Annotated in this window: 14 protein-coding genes; 8 read left to right on the forward strand and 6 right to left on the reverse strand. The window is 31.2% G+C overall.

From position 1 onward, the window contains the following. Positions 1 to 8 precede the first annotated feature (8 nt). The 4 genes from BTO18_RS05775 to BTO18_RS05790 all read right to left on the reverse strand — a co-directional run bounded on the left by BTO18_RS05775 (position 9) and on the right by BTO18_RS05790 (position 5,528). Positions 9 to 2,315 (reverse strand): glycoside hydrolase family 65 protein, encoded by a 2,307-nt coding sequence (locus BTO18_RS05775; RefSeq protein ID WP_105015318.1) that lies wholly within the window; start codon positions 2,313 to 2,315, stop codon positions 9 to 11. 1 nt (position 2,316) lies between these two features. After that, positions 2,317 to 2,973: a beta-phosphoglucomutase gene (gene pgmB / locus BTO18_RS05780; RefSeq protein ID WP_105015319.1), complete on the reverse strand. Its 657-nt coding sequence runs from the start codon at positions 2,971 to 2,973 to the stop codon at positions 2,317 to 2,319. A 6-nt stretch (positions 2,974 to 2,979) separates the two neighbouring features. Then, positions 2,980 to 4,329 (reverse strand): MFS transporter, encoded by a 1,350-nt coding sequence (locus tag BTO18_RS05785; RefSeq protein WP_105015320.1) that lies wholly within the window; start codon positions 4,327 to 4,329, stop codon positions 2,980 to 2,982. A gap of 176 nt (positions 4,330 to 4,505) precedes the next feature. Beyond that, entirely contained in the window at positions 4,506 to 5,528 is a 1,023-nt protein-coding gene (locus tag BTO18_RS05790; RefSeq protein ID WP_105015321.1) for a LacI family DNA-binding transcriptional regulator, read from the reverse strand. Positions 5,529 to 5,727: 199 nt separating this feature from the next. Between BTO18_RS05790 and BTO18_RS05795 the strand changes: the two genes are divergently transcribed. Genes BTO18_RS05795 through BTO18_RS05825 form a run of 7 tightly spaced genes read left to right on the forward strand, consistent with a single transcriptional unit; the run spans position 5,728 to position 18,675 of the window. After that, positions 5,728 to 8,835 carry a SusC/RagA family TonB-linked outer membrane protein gene (locus BTO18_RS05795; RefSeq protein ID WP_105015322.1) on the forward strand — a complete coding sequence of 1,036 codons (3,108 nt, stop codon included), beginning with the start codon at positions 5,728 to 5,730 and terminating at the stop codon, positions 8,833 to 8,835. Between the two features lie 11 nt (positions 8,836 to 8,846). After that, positions 8,847 to 10,421: a RagB/SusD family nutrient uptake outer membrane protein gene (locus tag BTO18_RS05800; RefSeq protein WP_105015323.1), complete on the forward strand. Its 1,575-nt coding sequence runs from the start codon at positions 8,847 to 8,849 to the stop codon at positions 10,419 to 10,421. Positions 10,422 to 10,438: 17 nt separating this feature from the next. Next, positions 10,439 to 11,518, forward strand: coding sequence for a SusE domain-containing protein (locus BTO18_RS05805; protein WP_105015324.1), 1,080 nt, complete (start codon positions 10,439 to 10,441; stop codon positions 11,516 to 11,518). Positions 11,519 to 11,529: 11 nt separating this feature from the next. Beyond that, entirely contained in the window at positions 11,530 to 13,341 is a 1,812-nt protein-coding gene (locus tag BTO18_RS05810; RefSeq protein WP_105015325.1) for a SusE domain-containing protein, read from the forward strand. A 50-nt stretch (positions 13,342 to 13,391) separates the two neighbouring features. After that, a complete protein-coding gene (locus tag BTO18_RS05815) occupies positions 13,392 to 16,304 on the forward strand; it encodes an alpha-amylase family glycosyl hydrolase (RefSeq protein ID WP_105015326.1) in 2,913 nt (970 codons plus the stop codon). 18 nt (positions 16,305 to 16,322) lie between these two features. After that, positions 16,323 to 18,467, forward strand: a complete 2,145-nt coding sequence (locus BTO18_RS05820) for a T9SS type A sorting domain-containing protein (RefSeq protein WP_105015327.1) — start codon at positions 16,323 to 16,325, stop codon at positions 18,465 to 18,467. Positions 18,468 to 18,495: 28 nt separating this feature from the next. Further along, positions 18,496 to 18,675, forward strand: coding sequence for a hypothetical protein (locus tag BTO18_RS05825; protein ID WP_105015328.1), 180 nt, complete (start codon positions 18,496 to 18,498; stop codon positions 18,673 to 18,675). A 37-nt stretch (positions 18,676 to 18,712) separates the two neighbouring features. On the opposite strand, the gene BTO18_RS05830 is transcribed toward BTO18_RS05825, so the two are convergent. Continuing rightward, entirely contained in the window at positions 18,713 to 19,846 is a 1,134-nt protein-coding gene (locus BTO18_RS05830; protein WP_105015329.1) for a cysteine desulfurase family protein, read from the reverse strand. Between the two features lie 15 nt (positions 19,847 to 19,861). Then, the gene (locus BTO18_RS05835; RefSeq protein ID WP_105015330.1) at positions 19,862 to 20,407 is read right to left on the reverse strand and encodes a DUF8465 domain-containing protein; all 546 of its coding nucleotides are present in this window, start codon (positions 20,405 to 20,407) and stop codon (positions 19,862 to 19,864) included. 63 nt (positions 20,408 to 20,470) lie between these two features. Between BTO18_RS05835 and BTO18_RS05840 the strand changes: the two genes are divergently transcribed. Beyond that, a complete protein-coding gene (locus BTO18_RS05840) occupies positions 20,471 to 21,103 on the forward strand; it encodes a low molecular weight phosphatase family protein (protein WP_105015331.1) in 633 nt (210 codons plus the stop codon).

The raw sequence follows: 21,103 nt of genomic DNA on the forward strand, positions 1-21,103 counted from the left end.
TAATACTTTTATGCAGTTACTAAATTATTTGGAGATACATTTACAAGTTCTCCATTTACTAAAATCTTTACCTCTTCTTTGCCTTCTAATTCAAAATTATTTCCATTTTGAGAAACATTTACAGTAATTACTTGGTTTCTAAAATTCACTTTAAAAGAGTACGATTTCCATCCTTTAGGAATTCTAGGTGTAAACGAAAGCATATTATTAATGATTCTCATTCCTCCAAAACCTTCAACAATACTCATCCAAGTTCCAGCCATAGAAGTAATGTGTAAACCTTCTTCCACTTCGTGATTATAATCGTCTAAATCTAAACGAGAAGTACGCAAATAGAATGTATAGGCTTGCTCCATTCTATTTAATTTTGCAGCCTGAATGCTATGCACACAAGGAGAAAGTGAACTTTCGTGTACTGTAAACGGTTCGTAAAAATCGAAATGACGTTCTAATTCTTCATTCGTAAAATGATCTTCGAACATGTAAAAACCTTGCAAAGTATCTGCTTGTTTGATGTATGGAGAACGTAAAATTCTATCCCAACTCCATTTTTGGTTGATTGGTCTTTGACTTTGATCTAAATCTGCAACTGTAATTAATTCTTTGTCTAAAAAGCCATCTTGCTGTAAGAAAACATTGTGTTTTTCTGAAAATGGAAAATACATATTGTCAGCTACATTTTTCCAAGACTTTAATTCGTCATCATTAAAATTAGTTTTTTCTTTAATTCTGATGAAATCAGAAATATGATCCAATTTTACAGTTTCAATATTTTCTAAAGCATACTCAATACACCATTTTGCAATGTAATTTGTATACCAATTATTGTTGATATTATTTTCGTATTCATTAGGTCCTGTTACACCTAACATCACATATTTGTTTTTATCCGTAGAAAAATTAACTCTTTGATGCCAAAAACGTGCAATTCCGATTAAAACTTCTAATCCTTTTTCTGGAATGTATGAATAGTCTTCTGTAAACCTGTGATAATTGTAAATGGCAAATGCAATTGCTCCATTTCTATGAATTTCTTCAAAAGTGATTTCCCATTCATTATGGCATTCTTCCCCATTCATGGTAACCATTGGATACAATGCAGCACCATTTGTAAAACCTAATTTTTCAGCATTTTCTATGGCTTTATCCAAATGTTTATATCTGTATTCTAACAAAGTTCTTGCTACAGATTGGTCTTTAGTTGCCATATAAAATGGTATACAATAGGCTTCTGTATCCCAATAGGTGCTTCCTCCATATTTTTCTCCTGTAAAACCTTTTGGCCCAATGTTTAAACTAGCATCAGTACCTAAATACGTTTGATTTAATTGAAAAATATTAAAACGAATTCCTTGTTGTGCTTTTACATCACCCTCAATTGTGATGTCTGACATTTTCCAGATTTTAGCCCAAGACTGTTTCTGAATCTCTAATAAAGCATCAAATCCAAAACTTACTGCCTTGTCTAAAATACATTTTGCAGCAGCTACCAATTCATTTTTATCTCGGTTTCTATCTACTACATAACCTCCAAATTTGTGGATGGTATAGGTTTGATTTTGATTGATTTCTTGTTGATATGAGCAAGTTGCTGTTTTATCTGTCTTTTTGTTATTACAATCTGTTAAAACCTCTTCATTATCAACAAAAAGCCTCGATTGCATAAATGTACAGGTATGAAAATTGGTTTTCATTGTGCGTGCTTCTACAAATGATTGCTGATTATTTTGCGAAACTTTTAAAACATCCCAAAATTGATCAGCCCAATTGGTATCTTCATTGGTAATTCCTGCATCAATATAAGGTGAAAAGATGATTTTTGCATCTGAATTTAATGGTGTAACACTATATTTTATAGCACCAACCTCATCTAATTCTAAACTTAAAAATCGTTTACTCTCTACTTTTATTTCTATTCCGTTTTGAAGTTCTGCAACAAAACTTCGAGATAACCAACCTTCTTTCATATTGAGTTCTCTTCTGAAATTAGACACTGTTTTACAAGCATTTAAATCTAATTCTTCTTTATTGATTAGAACGTTAATTCCAATCCAATTTGGTGCATTTAATACTTTTGCAAAATATTCTGGATAGCCGTTTTTCCACCATCCAACACGTGTTTTATCTGGATAATAAACACCTGCTATGTAACTTCCTTGAAAAGTATCTCCTGTATATTTTTCTTCAAAATTTGCTCTTTGTCCCATGGCTCCATTACCAATACTGAACAGGCTTTCTGAAGATTTAACCATAGTTGCATCAAAACCTTCTTCAAGGATTGACCAAGCATTTGGTATGATATAATCTTGATTCATTTTAGTTTTCTATTAAATTTTTAATAAAATCGGTACTAATCTGCGTAAAATCTGTAAAATTGAATTGCGATTCATTGAGTACATTTTTATTACCAATACCAATACTCGTCATTTGTGCTGCATTTGCTGCTTGTATACCAGCAACAGCATCTTCAAAAACTATACAATTGTCTGCGTTAACGCCCAATTGTTTTGCTGCTAACAGAAACACTTCTGGGTCTGGTTTTGCTTTTGTTACGTTATTTCCATCAACAATTGTATCGAAATAATGCAACAAACCTACTTTTTCTAAAATAGGCTGTGCATTTTTACTCGCTGATCCTAAAGCTATTGGAATAGATTCTTCTTTTAAAAATTCTAATATTTTAGGAACATCTGGAAGAATTTCTGATGCATCCATATTTTTTATAAACGCTAAATAATCGAGGTTTTTCTCAATCATCCAAGTGTCAAATTGTTCTTGAGTATAGTCTATTTTTCCAATGTCATTTAATAGAATATCTAAACATCGTTTTCTACTAACACCTTTAAACAATTCATTTTGTGCTGTGGTAAATTCGAAACCTAATTCGTTGGCTAACTTTTTCCAAGCTAAATAATGATATTTGGCAGTGTCAACTATAACACCATCCAAATCGAAAATAAATCCTTTTTTCATTTAATTTTAAACTGTTTTTACTACATCATCTACATCTTTTACTTTGTAGACTAAAGCTGCAGCAATTAAAAAACTTAATCCACTTATCATTAAAGCAAATATTGCTTCGTTGTTATAAGCGTATTTTACTAATGGTCCACCTATTAAAGCATTAATGATTTGCGGAATTACAATGAAGAAATTAAAAATCCCCATATAAACACCCATTTTTTTTGCAGAAATAGAACCTGCTAAAATTGCATAAGGCATTGCTAAAATACTTGCCCAAGCAATTCCAACACCTACCATAGATACAATTAACCAATTTTCGTTTGGCATAACGTAAATTGATAAAAGTCCTAAACCTCCAATAATTAAAGAAATAGCGTGTGTTCTTTTTCTTCCAATTTTCTTTGCGATGTATGGCAAAGCAAATGCATAAAAAGCGGATACCAAATTATAAATCCCAAAAAGGATTCCAACCCAATCTCCTGCATTTTGGTAAATTGTACTAGAACTATCTGTATGATCCAAGCTATAGATATGCTGTGCAATTGCTGGTGTAGCAAATACCCACATTCCGAAAAGACCAAACCAAGAAAAGAATTGTACCCAACTTAATTGACGCATTGTAGTTGGCATTTTTTTGAAATCTTCAAAAATATCCATCAAACTAGCACTTTCTTTCTCTTCTTCTGTTTCTACAGAATCATTATCAAAACTTGCCAATTCTTCTGGAGAATACTCTTTTGTTGTAGCAACTGTAACTAAAATTGAAATAATTAGAATAATTGCCCCTATAATAAAAGACCATAATAAATTTGAAGGAACAATACCTGAAGAAGTTTCATTAGAAACACCAAACCAGTTTGTTAATGCATAAGGAAGCCAAGAACCAATTACAGCACCAAAACCAATTAGTGCAGTTTGAATACTAAAACCTGCTGTTCTTTGATCGGTTCTTAAATTATCGCCAACTAAAGCTCTAAAAGGCTCCATTGCAATATTAAAAGAAGCGTCCATAATCATTAAAAAACCTGCTCCTACCCAAAGTGCTGGAAGAAATGAAATAAATATATCTGCTTGTGGCATTAAAACTAAACCAATAGAAGCTAAAATTGTACCTACTAAAAAATATGGCTTTCTTCTGCCAAATCTACCCCAAGTTTTATCACTATAATAACCAATTATGGGTTGAACAATTAATCCCATTAGAGGTGCTATAATCCAAAACCAAGAGAGTTCGTGAACATCTGCCCCAAAAATTTGTAAAATTCTACTTGCGTTTGCATTTTGTAGTGCAAAACCCATTTGAATACCCAGAAATCCGAAACTCATATTCCAGATTTGCCAGAAGCTTAATTTACGCTTTTCCATTATCGAATATTATAGAATGAATATTACGATAAGTGTTTCGACTTATCAATTATTAATAGTGTGGAATGAAATCTATTGATAAATCTTTAATATGATAACAAATATATATTTTTTTTATGAAGTTCATAAAAAATGACACTAAAAATTACGACGACGGTTTCGTAAGCTGTAAATTTTTACGACGACGGTTTCGTAGATTCTCGTAGTTTTAAATCACTTGAAATAACGATTTTTTTTGGTTTATAAACTTCAGCTTCTTTATCAATTCTTTCTATTAATAATTCAACTGCTTGTTTCCCCATAATAAAACCATGTTGAGCAATGGTAGTAATAGATGGAGAAGAATATTCTGATATCAGACCATCTGTAAAGCCAATTACTGAAATGTCTTCAGGCACTTTATTTCCTTTCTCTTTAGCTAGTTTCATTGCATTTGCTGCATATATTTCGTTTACTGCAAAAATTCCATCTATACCATAATCAAAAACTTTTTCTATTTGTAACTTAATATCTTTCTCTTCATCGATTTCAACAATAATATTTTTATTAGTTTTAATATAAGATTCTATCAAAGCTTTTTCATAACCTTGCCTTCTTAAAGCTCCTACATTAACATGATTTGGTGTAGTAATTAATGCTATCTTTTCTCTTCCATTCTCTAATAAGTGCTTTGTTGCTTTATAGCCAGCACCAACATCATCAACAACTACTTTATCACATAAAATATCTTCTACTACCCTATCAAAAAGAACCAAAGGAATCTCTTCAGAAACCAATTCCTTAAAGTGTTTAAAGTCTTTATTTTCAAGAGTTTCACTGGCTATTGAAACAATAATTCCGTCTACACTACCATTAGACAATACTTTTAGAGTCTCTACTTCTTTTTTGTAAGATTCATTAGAGAAACATACCATAATATTATACCCTTTAAGGTTTGCCCCCTCTTCAATACCCATAATGACAGTTGAGAAAAAATGATGCACTATTTTAGGTAAGATAACTCCTATAACCTTTGTCTTTTGATTACGTAACTGTAGTGCTAAATGATTGGGTTTGTAATTATAGTAATTTGCATAAGCTTGTATCCTTTCTTTAGTTTCTGCACTAATTTCATGACTATCCTTTAAAGCTTTTGAAACTGTAGATGTTGAAACTCCCAACTCTTTTGCAATTGTCTTTATGGTAATTTTTTGCTTCATTATTTATCGAAAAAGAAAAAATAGATGTTATTATTTGCTAATTTAATGATTATTTGTTTAAAAAAGTTGTCAACACGAAACCGTTTTCGTGAGTTTCGAAACCTTGGAAATAACTCCACACTACTTATATTTACTATGTGGAATGTGAATTTATTGTTAAAACAAATCAAATTTACAGTTATTATTTAACAAAATATACATGAAAAAATTTAAATTATTGTTAATTGGAATTCTTTTAAATACATCTTTTACAATGTTTGCACAGCAAAACGTAAAAGGTGTCGTAAAAGAACAAACATCAGGAGAACCTTTACCTGGTGTTAGTGTGGTAATAAAAGGCACAACTATAGGAACAGAAACAGATTTTGACGGAAATTTTATACTTGAGAAAGTAAAGACTGGAGATATACTTGTTTTTAGATACCTTGGTTACGCTGATAAAGAAGTTGTAATAACCACTTCTTTCAACTTAATAGTAGCATTAGCAGAATCTTCTGAACAATTAGATGAAATTGTAGTTATAGGTTATGGTAGTGTAAAAAAGGAAGATTTAACTGGTTCTGTGGATGTTATTTCTGCTAAAGAATTTAATCAAGGTGCTATTGTATCTCCAGACCAATTATTACAAGGTAAAGCTGCTGGTGTAAGAATTACAAGTGCTGGTGGTCAGCCAGACGCAGCTCCTAATATTAGGATTAGAGGAGGTTCTTCTTTAGCTGGTAATAATTCCCCATTAATTGTTATTGATGGTGTTCCATTAGATAATGGTGGAGTTGCAGGTGTTGGTAACCCTTTAAGTTTAATTAATCCTGATGATATTGAAAGCTTTTCAATTTTAAAAGATGCATCTGCCACAGCAATTTATGGTTCTAGAGCATCTAATGGTGTTTTAATCATTACAACAAAAAAAGGTACTTCTGGTGGTATAAAGTATACCTTTTCATCAAGAGCATCTATAAGTACTATTAGTGACAGAAATCAAGTGCAAGTAATGGATGGAGATACATTTGTGAATTTTGCAAATACGTATTTTTCTGATGATTTAAGTGCATTAGGTGTTCCTGTAGGTTCAGTTGTAACAGACCAGCCAAGTAGAATAATTACAGTACAGGACAGTGATGGAAACCCAGTACAAAGAGAAATTTTTAATACAAATTGGCAAGATGCTATATATAGAACAGCTGTTTCTAGTGATGTTAACTTTGGTGTAAGAGCTAATCTGTTCAAAAAAATTCCATTGAGAGCTTCAATCGGTTATAATAATACAGAAGGTGTTATAAGAACAAATGATTATGAGAGAATCACAACTTCTTTGAGGCTTACTCCTCGATTTTTAGATGACCATTTAAAAATAGATGTGAATGCTAAAGCTACTTTTGTAGATAAAAATTCTGTAGATGAAGGCTCTGCATTAGGTAATGCTATTTCTATGGATCCAACAAAACCAATTTATGATAATAGTTCAATTTTTGGTAATTTTTATCAACAAAGAAGAGCTAGTAATGATGCTGGAGATCCAAATGCTAAAATTGGATCTAATCCTTTAGCTGTATTACAACAAAGAACTAGACCAGAAAGAGTAAATCGAATATTAGGAAATTTAGAATTCGATTATAAACTACATTGGTTACCAGAGTTAAGAGCTGTTGTAAATTTAGGTTTAGAAGCATCAAAGGCAAATATTACAGAAAATTTTATGGAAAATGCCGTAAATGCATACACATTAGTTCCTGATGGTGGTGGTGCTTTTATCTTTAATCCAGGCGAAAGTTTTGCAGAAGATCAAGACATAACTAATGTTACTATGGAATCTTATCTTTCTTATAAAAAAGAATTTGAAAAAGGTTTTTTAAATAGTTTTGATGTACAAAGTGGTTATATGTATCAAAACTTTAAAAACCAAGGTACAAAAAGAGAATATATTAATAATGTTACAACTGGAGTAAGAGAACTAAATATAGATCCGTTAAACCCTAGCAATAGATACTTTAACGAACTAAACTTACAGTCATTTTTTGGTAGAGCTAATATAAATTTAGCAGATAAATATTTAGTAACCTTATCTGTTAGAGCAGATGGTTCTTCTTTTTTTACTGAAGAAAATAGATGGGGATATTTCCCTGCTGCTGCTGTTGCTTGGAAATTAAAAGAAGAAAGTTTTCTAAAAAATGTGGAATTTGTAAATGATTTCAAATTAAGAATTGGTTGGGGGCAAACAGGTCAACAGGATGTAGCAGGGCAAGTAGGTTTTTACCCTTCTATTCCACTATTTGAGATTGGTTCTCCACAAAGTCAATACATAACTGGAGTTAATTTATATAATGCAAAAGAATTTAACCCAGATTTAACTTGGGAAAAAACAACAACTTATAATATTGGTGTTGATTTCGATTTTTTTAACGCTAGTATAATTACAGGTTCTTTTGATGTGTATCAAAGGGAAACTACAGATTTATTAGTTGTTACCAATGTTCCTCCAGGTCAAGCTTTAAGTGATCAAGTAATACAAAATATTGGATCTACAGAAAGTAGAGGTTTTGAATTAAATTTAAATGCAAATGCAATTAATACAGAAGATTTAAGATTGGCTTTTAATAGTAATTTATCTTATAATTTCACAGAAGTTACTGACCTTCAAGGTGTTGAACAAATTAATGCACCAGATGGAGGAATTCCTATTGGTACAGGAAATATACTAATAAGACATGCAGTTGGTCAACAGGCAGGTTCTGCCTGGGTGCACAAACAGTTATATGATACTGCTGGAAACCCAATATTAGGTGCCTTTGCAGATTTAAATGGTGATAACAGAATTACAGAAGACGATAAATATTTTAGAGCAATACAGCCTAATTGGACTTTTGGTTTTGGATTCAATTTAAATTACAAAAACTGGGATTTAAGTGCTAGCTTTAGAGGTCAATTAGATGGTGAAATTTATAACTCAAGAAAACTTACTAACGGTATAATTAGAAATGCTCAATCTTTAGATGGTACATTTTTTAATAATGCATTAGATTTTGCAGCAGGTGAGGCAAGTACTAATTTTACTAATATTGTAGATCCAGTTCAGTTTTCTGATTATTTTATGGAAAATGCTTCCTTTTTAAGATGTGAAAACATTGTATTGGGGCATAGTCTAGATAGAATATTTAAAAATGCTACAGTAAAAATTTACACTGCTGTTAACAACCCATTTTTAATTACTAATTATTCTGGTCAAGACCCAGAAAATTTTATAGGTATAGATAATAATTTTTACCCTAGAGCTACAGTTTATAACTTTGGTTTTAATATCAACTTTTAATATTAAGAATTATGAAAAAACTTAAAAATAAATTTTTAATCGTACTCTTCAGCTTATTTGCTGTTAATAGTATAAATTTAAGTTGTACAAATGACTTAAACACTAAACCAGAAATAGAGCTTTCTTTAGAAGAATTACTAGCTCAAGACCCTAAAGCAGTAGAAGGAATTTTATCTAGATTATACGGTTCTTTTGCTTTATCAGGAGCAGATGGTCCTGGAAGTTCAGATATAAGTGATGATGCTGGAGAATCTCCTTTTTTAAGAGGAATTGTAAATCTACAAGATTTTGCTGCTGATGCTATGAAAAATAGATGGGGAGATAATGGTTTAGATCAATTAACAACCACAAGTAATTGGACTTCAGAAAATAAATTCTTTCGCTATTTATTTAATAGAATATTTTTTACGATACCTCAATGTAATAATCTTCTTACAATTTTACCTAATGTAGAAGTAAATGATAAAGAAATTATTACTTCAGAAGTAAGATTTTTACGCTCTTTAGCATATTTTTATTTGGTAGATGTATTTGGCAAAGGCGTATTAGCTACTGAAATTAACTATGGACAAGGAACTCCTTTACCAGAAGCAAGTAGAATAGAATTATTTGAATATATAGAAACAGAGTTATTGGCAATAGAACCTCTTTTACCCGCAGTTAATACTTATGGTAGAGCAACTAAAGGTGCTGCACAAATGCTACTTGCTAAATTATACCTCAATGCAGAAGTATATACAGGTACTGAAAGATATGCAGATGCTGCAAACTATGCAAATAAAGTTATTACAGAGGGTACTTACACTTTAGACGCAAATTTTGTAGATGTTTTTTCGGGTGATAACGAAAACTCTACTGAAATTATTTTCCCTTTAATTGCGGATGCAGAAGTAAGTCAAAGTTTTGGAAATACTACTTATATCGTAAACGGAAGTTTATTAGCAGATACAACTCCTTTAGCTGATTTTGGAGCTACTGATGGTTGGGGAGGACACCGTTCATCAAAAGCTTGGTATGGTTTGTATGGAGATTTATCAACATCAAATGATGAGCGTTCAAAATTATTTTGGACAACAGGACATAGCTTTGAAATGAATGATTATAGAGAATGGACAGACGGGTATCCTTCTGTTAAGTTTAGAAATACATCTTCTACAGGTAGTTCTGGAGCTACTGCCTTTTCCAGTACAGACTTTCCTTTATTTAGACTTGCAGATGCTTATTTAATGTATGCAGAATGTGCTATTAAAAATGCCTCTGGTACAGATATAAATACAGCTTTAACCTATGTGAATTTAGTAAGAGGTAGAGCAAAAGCAGATTTGGTAAATCTTATTGACATTCAAGGTAATGGTCCTAATGGACTTCCTTTTATTATTAATGAAAGAGCTAGAGAACTAAATTTAGAAGGACACAGAAGAACAGATTTAATACGTTTTAATCTTTTTACTGGAAATACATATTTATGGCCTTGGAAAGGTGGAGTAAAAGATGGTACTTCTATACCTAGTACTTACAAGCTATATCCTATACCATCTTCTGCTTTACAAGCTAATCCTAATTTATCACAAAACCCTGGCTTTTAATAAAACACATATTTATTATGAAAAAACTATATAATTATTTATTTTTTACAACTATAATACTTTTTTTAAGTTGTACAGAAGAAAGGGACGATTTGGTGGTAAATTCCTTACCAACAAGCCCAACATTAGCTGAAATTTCTAATAGCACTATTAATTTAGTAAACCTACAAAATTTACCAGACAATCCTGCTATAACATTAACTTGGTCTGCAGCAGATTATGGAGTTCAAACTCCAATTAATTACGATGTCGAAATATCTAACACAGATACTTTTGAAAATGTTGCTACCTTCAGTAATAATAACCAAAGAACAATTTCTTGGTCAGTAAGTCAATTAAATGTGGCAGCACAAAAAATAGGTCTTCCAGTAGAAGTGGAGAGCGATTTATATGTAAGAGTTGTTGCTTCTTTAGGTAATGATGACGATATCCGTTCAGTATCCAATACTGCAGTTTTGAAAGTTACTACTTACTTTGCATATTTATTCAAAGATTATTATTTAGTAGGTGCAGCTACACAGCCAGGTTGGGATAATAACAATAACAATCCACCTTTATTTAGAACTGTAGCAGATGAAAACAAATACTCATATACAGGATATTTTAATGCAGATGAATTTAAAGTATTAGAGTTTTTAGGACAGTGGCAGCCACAATGGGGTACAGATGATGGTACAACATTATCTGGAAACCCTGCAACAAGGTCTGATGATCCTAGTGCATTTAATATTTCTGCAAGAGGGAATGGTTATTATACTTTTACATTTAATGTAGGTAATAAAACGTTCTCGATTGAAGATTATGACGATACAAATAGTACAGATTTTAGTGATATAACAGTTAAAGGTTCAGCAAGTTCTACAGATATATCTTTAACTCAATCTTCTTTCGACTCTCACCTTTGGTATACAAATGGTGTAGACTTAATGTCTGGCAGTATTAACTTTGTTGACAACAATGGTGGTGTTTGGGGAAATACTACAGAATTCAATGGAAAAGCAACTCCAAATGGGGGAGATATTCCCATCACAGAAAGAAATTATAACATTTGGTTTAATGATCTTACTGGAGAATATATGATAATTCCAACATTTTAAAACCTTATAAAATGAAAAAAATATTAAAATTTAGCCTTCTTTTACTAACCATTCTTATGGTATCTTGTGAAGAGGAAAATGAACTTACAATAACACCTAGAACCGATTTTACATTAAATAATCCACAGATTGGTACTGTAATTATAAATTCTAATTATGATGAAGCGTCAGAAGCATTAAGACTTACTTGGGAAGATTTCTCTAACACATCAGGAGACTACACATTACAAATGTCTAATGATGATGAGTTTGCTAATATGACTGATATTGCATCTGTTTCAGAAAAAAATTATACAATTACATTTAATGATTTAAATACAGGATTAGTAGCTTTAGGTATTAATGGGTTAACTTCCAACACATTATATTTAAGAATATCTAAAGATACAGCAACTACAAATTGGATAAGTTTTAAAATATTATCTACAACAATTCCTGTTGCTGCACCACAATTACTGACACCTACAACTGGAGATAGTTTTATATTAGAAACTGACAAACAAGATGATGAAATTGCAACAGTATCTTGGTCTTACACAAATGAATCAAGTAAATCAATTACTTTTTCAATAGAAGCTGCGTTAGCAGGCACAAATTTTGCAACCATAGTTAGTGGTGGTATTGTAGAAGATGCTACTTCTATTTCTTGGACAACACTGCAATTAAATGATTTAGCCTTAAGTGCTGGATTAATAATTGAAGAATCTGGTGATTTAGATATTAGAATTAAAGCTTCCTTTATTGATGGTAGTAATACTGTAGAGGTTTACTCAAATACAAACACAATATCTGTAACGCCTGTAGATTTTGCTTTACCTCCTGCTCTTTATGTTGTTGGTGCTGGTGCTGTTGATGCTGGTTGGGGTTGGACTTCTCCTGTTGAATTATTACTTCAAGGAAAAAAATGGTCTGGTAATATTAAATTGACCCCAAACAATGGTGGTAACTTTAGATTTTTTACTGATAAGACTCTTGAGTGGGCTTCACCAAGCTATAACTTTCCTTACTTTAAAGATAGAGGTTATACCATAGACAGTAATTTTGAAGATGCAATGGATGGTGATAATAATTTTCTTTTTGTAGGTACTGAAGGTGAGTATTTTATAGAAATTGATACAGATGCAAAAACTATTACTTTAGGACCTCCAGTGGTTGGCCCAAATTGTAATTTTGATCAACTATGGGTAGTTGGTGCTGGTGCTGTAGATGCAGGCTGGAACTGGAATTCGCCTATAAAAATTAGTTGTACAGGTACAGGGGTTTATCAAGGTAACATTAACTTAACAAATGATGCTTTTAGGTTTTTTACCACAAAAGATGATTGGGGTTCTGGAAGAAATCACCCATTTTACGCTAACGATGGTTATACTATAGATTCAGATTTAGAAGATGCTCTTGATGGTGATAACAACTTTAAATTTACAGGTACTCCAGGTGAATATGGTTTAACCATAGATACTGTTAATAAAACAATTGAGTTAGGCCCAAAAATTTCACTTTGTGATTTAGATCAACTTTGGTTAGTTGGTGCTGGTGTTCCTGATGCTGGTTGGGGCTGGGCTACCCCAGTTTCATTACCATGTACTGGTGCTGGAGTATATTCTGGTCAAGTAACTTTTGCTAATGATGCATTTAGATTTTTTACAGAAAAAGATAATTGGAGTTCTGGCTTAAATCATCCTCATTATGTTGGCGAGGGTTATACGATTGATGCTAACTTTGAAGATGCTTTAGATGGAGACAATAATTTTAGATTTATTGGAACTCCTGGTACTTTTACATTAACAGTTGATACTGTAAATAAAACAATTACATTAAACTAGTAACATAAAGGCTGTACAAATTTGTATAGCCTTTTTTTAATCTCTTGCTTATGAAAAAAATTTTATTTTTTTTATTGGTTACTTGTGGTTCATTTTTTTCAAATGCCCAAGTTTCACTTAACGTTAGTGCTATAGAAATGAATCAACCAGTAACTATTACTGTTGATGTAAATAGTACTGCTAGTAACTGTAATGGACTTAATAATCCTACAAAAGTATATATGCATGCTGGTATTGGAGACAAATCTAACGCTTTTGGCTTTAATGTAGTTGGTAACTGGGGACAAGATGATGGAGTTGGAGAAATGACGTCAAACAATGATGGTACGTTTAGTATTACCATAACTCCACAAACCTATTTTACTCTTACACAAAACCAAATAGATAATGCTGCACAAATTGGTATGGTTTTTAGAAATGCAGATGGCTCTGAAGAATTAAAGGATAATGGCTGTGCAGATTTTATATTTCCTATTGGATCTGTTCAAATAAATATTACCAATCCTTCTAGCGATTTGGTTATCGTAAATTCTGGAGATAACCTTTCTTTAAGTGCTACAATAGATTTTCAAGGAACTTCAACAGTACAAGGTACTATTGAAATCTTTTATAACAACGTATCGCAAGGAACTTTTAATTGTGGTTTCCCTACTTGTACAGGAACAATCAATAATATTACCCAAAGTGGAGAAATAAGAATAGTAGGTACTCCTCCTGCTCCAAATCAAACCCAAACTGGTGAGGCAAAACTGAATGTTTTAGTTGCACCAAGTGTAACTCAAGAAGCTTTACCAGCAGGAATGGAAGATGGTATAAATTATCCAGCTGATAATACAAAAGCTATTTTAGTGTTAAATGCTCCAGGAAAAGACTTTGTTCAAGTAGCTGGTAGTTTTAACAACTACACTCCTACTGGAGCTGATGTTATGAAACAAGACCCTACTTCAGGAAAATTTTGGTTAGAAATCGATGGATTAACTGCAAATAAAATTGAGACTTATCAATATTGGGTTTACGATCAAACACCTATGGTTAATTCTCCAACTTTAGTAAAAACTGCAGATCCATTTTCTACTTTAGTATTATCTCCTTTTGATGATCCTTGGATTTCTGCAACAACTTATCCAAATTTACCTGCATACCCTCAAGGACAAGAAAGAGAAGTAACCGTTTTACAAACAGGGCAAACTCCTTACAATTGGCAGGTTACCAATTTTCAGAAACCTAAAAAAGAAGATTTAGTAGTTTATGAAGTATTAATTAGAGATTTTGATGCAAATAGAAATTATCAAGATTTAATAGATAGAATTGATTATTTTAAAAATTTAAATATAAATGCAATTCATTTAATGCCAATTATGGAATTTGAAGGCAATGAAAGTTGGGGTTATAATACTTCTTTTCATTTAGCTTTAGATAAATTTTATGGAACTGAAAATAAATTAAAAGAATTTATCGATTTATGTCATCAAAATGGAATTGCTATTATTTTAGATGTGGTTTTAAATCATGCTTTTGGTAGAAATCCGATGGTTAGAATGTGGATGGATGATCCAGATAATGATGGTTGGGGAAATCCTAATTCAGAAAATCCATATTTTAATGTAAACTCAAAACATAGTTATAATGTTGGTTATGATTTTAGCCATACAGCAGAATTACCAAATGATCCTGGAGCTAGCAGTAACGATACCACAAATCCTATTACCAATTACTACACAGAACGTGTTATAAAACATTGGATCGAAGATTTTAAAATTGATGGTTTTCGATGGGATTTAACTAAAGGTTTTACTCAAAACTGTTCTGGAAGTGATGAAGGCTGTACCAATTCTTATCAACAAGATAGAGTTACTATTTTACAGCAATATGCAGATTATGCTTGGAGTTTAGACCCAAACCATTATGTGATTTTTGAACATTTAGGTTCTGATAACGAAGAACAACAATGGGCAAATTATAAAGACGGAATTATGATGTGGGGTAAAATGACTAATGAGTATAATGAGCTTACTATGGGTACTTCTGGCAATAAAAACTTTAACAGAATGGGGCATAAAAGTAGAGGCTTCAATCAGCCAAGATTACTAGGTTATGCAGAAAGCCATGATGAAGAACGTTTAATGTATAAAAATGTAGCATTTGGTAATAATTCAACTGCTTCTCATAATGTCAGAGATTTGAATACTGCTTTATCAAGAATGTCTGCTTTAGGTGCTGTTACACTAACGATTCCAGGTCCAAAAATGATATGGCATTTTGGTGATTTGGGCATGGATATTTCAATATTTACCTGTCCTGATGGAAGTTATGATAATGATGGTTGTAAGTTAGATACGAAGGCACAACCTCAATGGACAAATAATTGGCTTACAGAAGCTAACAGAAAACAAATTTATAAGGATTGGGCTAGGATAAACGCTTTAAAGATTAATGAAGATGTTTTTGAAGGAGATTACACAATTTCTTCTGGAACACTTACGCCAAGAATCGATATTTTTAATACAAATATTGCCACAACTGAATTAAGAAATGTAATAGTACTAGCTAATTTTGATGTGGTTTCACAATCTGTAAACACTAATTTTCCTATTGCTGGAGATTGGGTAGATTTAATGGACGAAACAGGAAATACAACCTATTCAGCTGGTTCTATTGTGTTACAACCTGGTGAATTTAAAATATTTGGAAATCAAAAAGCAACACTTTCTACTGATAATACTGCTTTGATAAATAATTTATTAAAAATATATCCAAATCCTGCTTCACAAAACTTCTCTATTTCTAAAGAAGTGAACGAAGTTTCTCTTTTTGATATCACAGGAAAACAAATTAAAGTGTTTACAAAAAATGATATAAATTCTAATCAATTTTCTGTAACTGATTTAAATACTGGTATTTATTTTGTAAAAATTAAAAACTCCTCTAACAAAATTGTTACCAAAAAATTAATTATTAACTAATCTTTTAAAAATTTAAAAATGAAAAAAAATTATTTTTTAACAATTTTAAGCTTGCTTTTTTGCTTTGCAATTCAAGCTCAAGTCAATTATCCAGGAAATGGGAATTCAGGCTTTGGAGATGTTTTTGGTTCAACTGGTAGTTTAGATATAAATGATGATGGAACAACAATAACATTTACTTTAAACAGAGGTGCAGGTACTTTTAACGATGCAATAGTTATTTACATTGATTCAAAAACTGGAGGTTTTGGTAACACCTCTACTTTTGATGATACAGGTGATGATTTAAGAAAAGCTATTTCTGGTTTTGATGGCACAAATAGAGCGCAAGTGGATTTTCCTGCAGGTTTTACTGCGGATTATGCAATAGCTATTAATGTTAATGGAATTCAATTTGGTGGCTTATGGGAATTAGAAGCTACTGGTTCTCATACTTTTATACAATCTGTAAATGTATCTCCAAATAATAATACTTCATCTGCAACCTATACATTTGATGCAGATTTTTCAGAAATAGGAACTACAGCTTTAAATAATTTTAAATTTGTTGCTACTTACTTAAATCAGGGAAATGCTTTTAGATCTGATGAAGCAATTGGTGATGGTATTGCAGGTGGTAACCCAGGCAATCCTTCTGCTATCACTTTTACAGGTGATAGAAGTTACCCAAATACTTGGACAGGTACAACTGATACAGATTGGGCAACTGCTACAAACTGGACTGAAGGTGTACCAACTTCAACACATAATGTTTATATACCAATGGTTACCAACCAACCAACAGCAGCTGGTGCTGTAACTATAAATAAAGGAATTTTAGAATCTGGTGCTTCATTAATTACTAACTCAACTTTTGCAGGTACAATGACTTATAGAACAAATGTTAATGATATGAATTGGCATTTATTATCTAGCCCTGTTGAAGGAGAAGGATATAATACTGCTTGGGTAGATGATAATTTAATTGATAACACTACTGATTCTGGTACAAACGTAGGTATAGCTACTTACATAAATACAACTGATTCTGATGGAGATTGGACCTATGTGACTGATGGTGCTTCAGGTACGTTTAATACTGCTCAAGGGTATTCTATCAAAAGAGATGCAATAGGCTCTGATATTGCTTTTGCAGGAACTATTAAAGTAGATGGTGCATCACCTACAATTACTGCAAATGACATTGGTGGTGCTAATGAGAATAGATGGACATTAATTGGTAATCCTTTTCCATCTTATATAAACGTTTCTGATTTATTAGGACTAGCTGCTAATGCTACAGCTTTAGAAGACAGTAGAGAAGCAATTTATGTTTGGGATAATAATAAAGCAGGTGGTGCAGGTTATAGTGCTATTACAACAGGTTTCATTCATCCTGGACAAGGTTTCTTTGTAAACTCTAATGTAGCAAGTACCTCTTTAGCTATTAATCAAGATATGTTAGAGCATCAATCTGGAATCACATTTTATAAGAATAATACTACTTCAATTAACCTAACATTATCTCAAGATAAAAAAATAAGTTCTACTGAAATTAATTATTTAGCTGATAAAACAACTGGTTTAGATCCAAGATTTGATATAGGAACATTTAACGGAGTAGCTTCTTCTTTTAGTATTTACACTCATTTAATAAGTGATGATAAAGGAGTTAATTTTATGAAGCAAGCTTTACCTATTGATTTTGAAAATCAAATAATTCCTATTGGTATTAAAGCAGATTCAGGTCTAGAAATCACTTTTACTGCAGAAGCATTAAATTTACCTTCTGGTATTAAAGTATTTTTAGAAGATAGAGAAACCAACACTTTTACTAGGTTAGATGAAGCCAATAGCGAATACAAAGTTACTTTAAATAATGCTTTAGATGGTATTGGTAGGTTTTATATGCATGCAAAATCTTCTGCATTAAGCACAAGTACTACTAATTTAGATAATGTTAGTTTTTATACAACTAACAAATCAACATTAAGAGTTACTGGTTTATCTCAAGGAAGGTCTAATATTAAGTTGTTTACTATTTTAGGAAAGCAAGTTTTAAATACAAATTTCAATTCTAATGGTGTGCATGATGTTGCATTACCTCAATTATCTACTGGCGTTTATATTGTTCAGTTAGAGAGTGAAAAAGGAAAATTAAATAAGAAAATTGTTTTAGAATAAGCATTAACTTTTAAAATTTAAACACACCATGAAAAACGATATAAACAACAATAGAGATACAGAACAAGATATTACACGTAAAGAAGCTATTAAAAAAATAGGTAATTACGGTAAATATGCAGCATTAACTGCATTAGGTACTTACATGATATTAAACCCACAAAAAGCACAAGCACAAAGCCCTGAATCACCAGGAACTGGTTTTTAATAAATTGTAAATTTGAATTATTGCAAAAGAGCTACTTTTAGAGTAGCTCTTTTATTTTTCGTAAAGTATAATCTATATCTTTTTGTGTTGTGTATTTAGAGAAAGAAAACCGAACAGAAGTTTTATCTGACTCATCATTATTTAAAATTTCTGATAATACATGAGAGCCTTTATTACTTCCACTTTGGCAAGCAGAACCTCCAGAAACAGCTATACCATTCATATCTAAACTAAATAAGAACATGTCATTTTTTACAGGAAAACGAACATTTAAAATAGTGTAAGAACTTTTCTGTAAATCATTTGAAAGCCCATTAAAGTCAATTTCAGGGTTGATTTTTTGTAATTCTGTAACAAAATATTTCTTTAAATTTTCAATATACTTTTTATCATTATCTAGGTTATCAATTGCAATTTGTAAGGCTTTATCCATACCTAAAATACCATGCACATTTTCTGTACTAGACCTAGCTCCTCTTTCTTGATCTCCACCAAAAAACATAGGTAAAATTCCAAAGCCTTTTTTAAAATAGGCGAAGCCAACTCCTTTTGGTCCATGAAATTTATGTGCACTTGCTGTAATAAAATCAATAGGTGTTTTTTGTAAATCTAAAGGATAATGCCCAATTACTTGTACTGTATCTGAATGAAACAGAGCATCATATTTTTTCACCAAATTACACACCTCTTCAACCTGTAAAAAATTACCTATTTCATTGTTGATAAATAGTAAACTTACCAATGTTTTACTCTTTGAATTTGCTAATAATTCTTTCAAATGGTGTACATCAATATTCCCAAGTTCATCAATATTTAAAAACTCTAGTTTAATATTTTTGTTATCTTTTAAATATTCGCAAGGGTGCAAAACTGCATGGTGTTCAATTTTTGAGGTAATAATTCGTTGAACTCCTAAATTAAAAACTGCATTATTTAAGATTAAATTATCTGCTTCTGTGCCACCAGCAGTAAACACAATTTCACTAGCAGAAACATTAAATTGTTTTGCTATATTTTTTCTGGCTGTTTCAACTGCTGATTTTGCTTTTCTGCCAAATTGATGTGTAGAAGAAGGGTTCCCAAAGTTTTCTTTCATTGAAGTATACATCAATTCTAAAACTTCTTCATCAATTTTTGTGGTGGCAGCATTATCTAAATATACAGTTTTCATAAAACAAAAATACAACTAAAAACCATTTTGATAAATATAAACTTCAGTAGCACCCAAACCATATTTTTTATAAGAAGCATCATAATATCTTACAGGATATTTATTCAACAGTCTTTGTAGTTCAGATTTTAAAACTCCTTCTCCTACTCCATGTATAAATACAACTTTAGAAATTCTTTTTTGTATAGCAAATTCAATCTTTTGTTTTGCAGTATCTAACTGAATATTCAACATGTCGTAATTATCTAAATTTCTTGTAGATTTTACTAATTGATTTATGTGTAAGTCAACTTTTAAGATAACCTCATTTTTATCTTTCTTAAAAAGATTATTTTTGGGTTGGTATAAACTTTTCTTCTCTTTTAAAAGCGGATTGTTAATATCTGAATATTTAGAGAGTTCTTTTTGTTCTATACCAATTTTAACCAATTCAGATTCATCAAAGCTATACATCATACCATCTTCTGCTTCTATTAAAACTTCATTATTATTAATTTTGATAACCTTACCTTTAAGAACATCATCTAAAACAGCTACTTTATTACCAATTTCTAAACGCATTCTTAACTTTATTTTAATTTAAAAAAATATTCTATTGACTTACTTTTGTTCAAAATTACGAATATGATTAAAACTCAAACAATTTCTACTAAAAATTTCTTTGAATCTGCTGTTAAAAAAATAACATTAACAGAAAATAGAAAGATTCAGTTATTAAAAATTGCTGAAACTATAGCAAAAGAATATACCACTAATGAAATTGTGCATCTTAATTTTATTTGTACTCATAATTCAAGGAGAAGTCAACTTGGGCAAGTTTGGGGTTTTTATGCTGCCCATTATTTTAATTTAAATATTAAGGCTTTTTCTGGTGGAACAGAAGTAACCGCTTTTTTTAGAAATACTGTAAAAACTTTACAGAAAGTAGGGTTTTATTTTCATGTTGTTGATTTTAACCACCAAAACCCAACTTATGAAATTAGTTTTGACGGTAGTAGAGCATCTATCTATGGATTTTCTAAATTATTCAGTCATAAAGATAATTTAGAGCCATATATGGCAATTACAACTTGTAACAATGCTGATAAGAACTGCCCATTTATTCCTGAAGCTACACATCGTTTTCATTTGCCTTTTGTAGATCCTAAAGTATCTGATGGCACAAGTGAATTTGAAAAAGTTTATTTAAATACAAATAGGCAGATTGCTGGAGAAATTTACTTCATTTTTAATAAAGTTAAAAAAATGCTTTCTTAA

It is taken from the genome of Polaribacter porphyrae (genome assembly GCF_002954685.1).
Taxonomy (GTDB): Bacteria; Bacteroidota; Bacteroidia; order Flavobacteriales; family Flavobacteriaceae; genus Polaribacter; species Polaribacter porphyrae.

Bases quoted from the DNA above. Each gene is read 5' to 3' on its own strand.
- pgmB (WP_105015319.1), bottom strand. From the start codon at position 2,973: ATGAAAAAAGGATTTATTTTCGATTTGGATGGTGTTATAGTTGACACT.
- BTO18_RS05830 (WP_105015329.1), bottom strand. From the start codon at position 19,846: ATGAAAACTGTATATTTAGATAATGCTGCCACCACAAAAATTGATGAA.
- BTO18_RS05820 (WP_105015327.1), top strand. From the start codon at position 16,323: ATGAAAAAAAATTATTTTTTAACAATTTTAAGCTTGCTTTTTTGCTTT.
- BTO18_RS05835 (WP_105015330.1), bottom strand. From the start codon at position 20,407: ATGCGTTTAGAAATTGGTAATAAAGTAGCTGTTTTAGATGATGTTCTT.
- BTO18_RS05815 (WP_105015326.1), top strand. From the start codon at position 13,392: ATGAAAAAAATTTTATTTTTTTTATTGGTTACTTGTGGTTCATTTTTT.
- BTO18_RS05775 (WP_105015318.1), bottom strand. From the start codon at position 2,315: ATGAATCAAGATTATATCATACCAAATGCTTGGTCAATCCTTGAAGAA.
- BTO18_RS05810 (WP_105015325.1), top strand. From the start codon at position 11,530: ATGAAAAAAATATTAAAATTTAGCCTTCTTTTACTAACCATTCTTATG.
- BTO18_RS05805 (WP_105015324.1), top strand. From the start codon at position 10,439: ATGAAAAAACTATATAATTATTTATTTTTTACAACTATAATACTTTTT.
- BTO18_RS05825 (WP_105015328.1), top strand. From the start codon at position 18,496: ATGAAAAACGATATAAACAACAATAGAGATACAGAACAAGATATTACA.
- BTO18_RS05840 (WP_105015331.1), top strand. From the start codon at position 20,471: ATGATTAAAACTCAAACAATTTCTACTAAAAATTTCTTTGAATCTGCT.
- BTO18_RS05790 (WP_105015321.1), bottom strand. From the start codon at position 5,528: ATGAAGCAAAAAATTACCATAAAGACAATTGCAAAAGAGTTGGGAGTT.
- BTO18_RS05795 (WP_105015322.1), top strand. From the start codon at position 5,728: ATGAAAAAATTTAAATTATTGTTAATTGGAATTCTTTTAAATACATCT.
- BTO18_RS05785 (WP_105015320.1), bottom strand. From the start codon at position 4,329: ATGGAAAAGCGTAAATTAAGCTTCTGGCAAATCTGGAATATGAGTTTC.
- BTO18_RS05800 (WP_105015323.1), top strand. From the start codon at position 8,847: ATGAAAAAACTTAAAAATAAATTTTTAATCGTACTCTTCAGCTTATTT.